Raw genomic sequence first — 2,223 nt, 5'->3', positions numbered from 1 at the left:
AGGATAAATATTTAACTCGTTTGCAAGATTCCCAACTGATAAAGGAACAGATACATTGAATAACAAAGTCTCCGAAGCTTCATGGTGATTGTTGTCTCCTTCTTGAGAAACTATTACTGTTACGATTCCTTCAGTACCATTGAGTGTTATGGTGGTGCCGGAAATTGTTGCAGGACCATCTATTTCAAATGTCAGCGGTAAATTCGAATCGATGGTAGCAACCACATCGAAGGGCTCATCCGATGACTCTTTATCCATGATTGGTTCTAAAGTTATAATCTGATCAACTTTATTAATCGTCAAAAGGGCATTCTCGTATAGGAATTCATAATTGCCTGACGATCCTCCTGAAACAATCAAATCATATACACCAGCATTAGGTGCCGCCTGGCCTCCCAAATCGACGTTAACCTCAGGTTCGGCATCTAAGGATGATGCACTTTCATCATTGACAAATCCTTCATAAGTCATTGTTAATTCAGGGATGACCTCACCGTATACTATTGAATGGTTATCTGCACTCACGGTCAGGCTTGCCATGGCCACCTCAAAATTTTGCTGAACGGGATTTGCCGCTGCATATTTATCATCCCCTGATTGTGATGCACTTATTATGATTGAACCGGCACCAGTAATTGTTAGCGTATTTCCTAAAATGGTGGCGGGCCCGCTTTCAACTGTGAAGCTAACCGGTAATTCTGATGTAGCACTTGCTGAAAGATCAAACGGTTCATCACCATACGTCCTCTCACCAAGTGTGCTAAATATTATACTCTGAGGGATTTTTATTGTCGTGAAATTCCAAAATGTAGGATCGTTAAAGTTCCCAAAGAAATTCGAGTCATTGTCGGTCAAGAGGATGCCATCATTGCTAAACCCCATCACCCAATAACTTCTCTCGGGTAACAAGTTAGAGAGTCCAGAAATAACTAGTTCAGTATCATTCTGCACAAAAACATTTCCACTTGTGAAGTTAATCTCCTCAACAACGGCATTTGTTCCTGCCTGTCTTATGTAGAAGACACCATTAGTAGTAGTTTCATTCAAATGGATAGTACGGTCAAATTTCATTACAAGATTAGAATTAGCAATCACATCAACTGCATCATCTCCAGGGCTCAATTGAGTTACTACAGGTGGACTATTTTCGAGCGTTGAGAATGTCCATGTAGCATTATCACTAATTCCTTCAAACCTGTTTCCAGACAGATCTACAACACCACCTTCATCTATGGTGACATAATATTGCGTATTGTGACTCAGTTTATTTGGAGCTTGATCTAAGTGAATAGTCATGGATGATCCCTGTACTGTAAAAAGATCCTGTGCAAACTCAGGCCTGTCGCCTAATATCACGTTTCCTGCGAGACTTCTTACTCTAACGAAAGTTTCACCTGCAACAATCTCTTCATTAAATGTTACTACTAAATCAGCATCCAATGCTACGTCAGCAGAATTGTTCGCCGGGCTAAAACTGACGATGATGGGAGATTCTGTGTCAGGGCCTTCTACTGTCGTGAAACTCCATTCATCTTTGGAGGTAAGTCCTTCGAATTCGGTACAGTTGCAATCGTACCCTTCAATAAATCCTGACCCCCCGAGTACCACATAAAGTTGGGTACCGTTTGGGAGGTCATTAGCTGGTGTTAGAATGATATCTTCTTCTACATAGGCAGCTTCTATGATGGGAAAGCTTTCAATTAAATCATCCGTGGCATAATTCCTTACTTCCAATGTAACATCCGGTGAGACGTAAACATCCACATCAAAGTCCAATATGATACTGGTACTCACTGGCACATCGGTAGCTCCATTCGCAGGCGTTAGCGTTGATAGATTTGGAGCAACAGGTGCTGCGACAGTTGTGAAAGTCCAGTCATCCTTTCCGATTAGCCCTGAAAACGCCAGTCCACTGATGTCTGAAACAATTTCACCAGAGGCTATGATTACATAATATTTGGTGCCATATTCCAATGGTGATATTGCTAATTCTACATATCCGTTTTCAAAAGCCTCATTTTCAATGTCCCATGATTCCACAACTGCATCGGTTAGATAGTCTTTGATCTGGATTACTGTCCCTACTCCGGCAGTCACTGCTTCTTCAAAATCGAAAGCCAGATCGTTTCCAAACAGATCTATATCAACTTCTTCTTCATGCTCAGGGAAATAATAGTGAATTGAAGGAGGTGAGGTCTCTTCAGCCACGTCATTGATATTGAT

General features: G+C 41.3%; 1 protein-coding gene. It reads right to left on the bottom strand.

Annotation, left to right across the window (positions count from 1 at the left end):
* A partial coding sequence (locus tag RIC88_RS12805) for an Ig-like domain-containing protein (RefSeq protein WP_350217939.1) occupies positions 1-2,223 on the bottom strand: 2,223 nt, incomplete at both ends.

Origin of the sequence: Ekhidna sp. (assembly GCF_040220215.1) — a bacterium.
Classification (GTDB): domain Bacteria; phylum Bacteroidota; class Bacteroidia; order Cytophagales; family Cyclobacteriaceae; genus Ekhidna.
The sequence above is the reverse complement of the archived record's forward strand: the minus strand, read 5'-3'. Positions and strand labels throughout refer to the sequence as shown.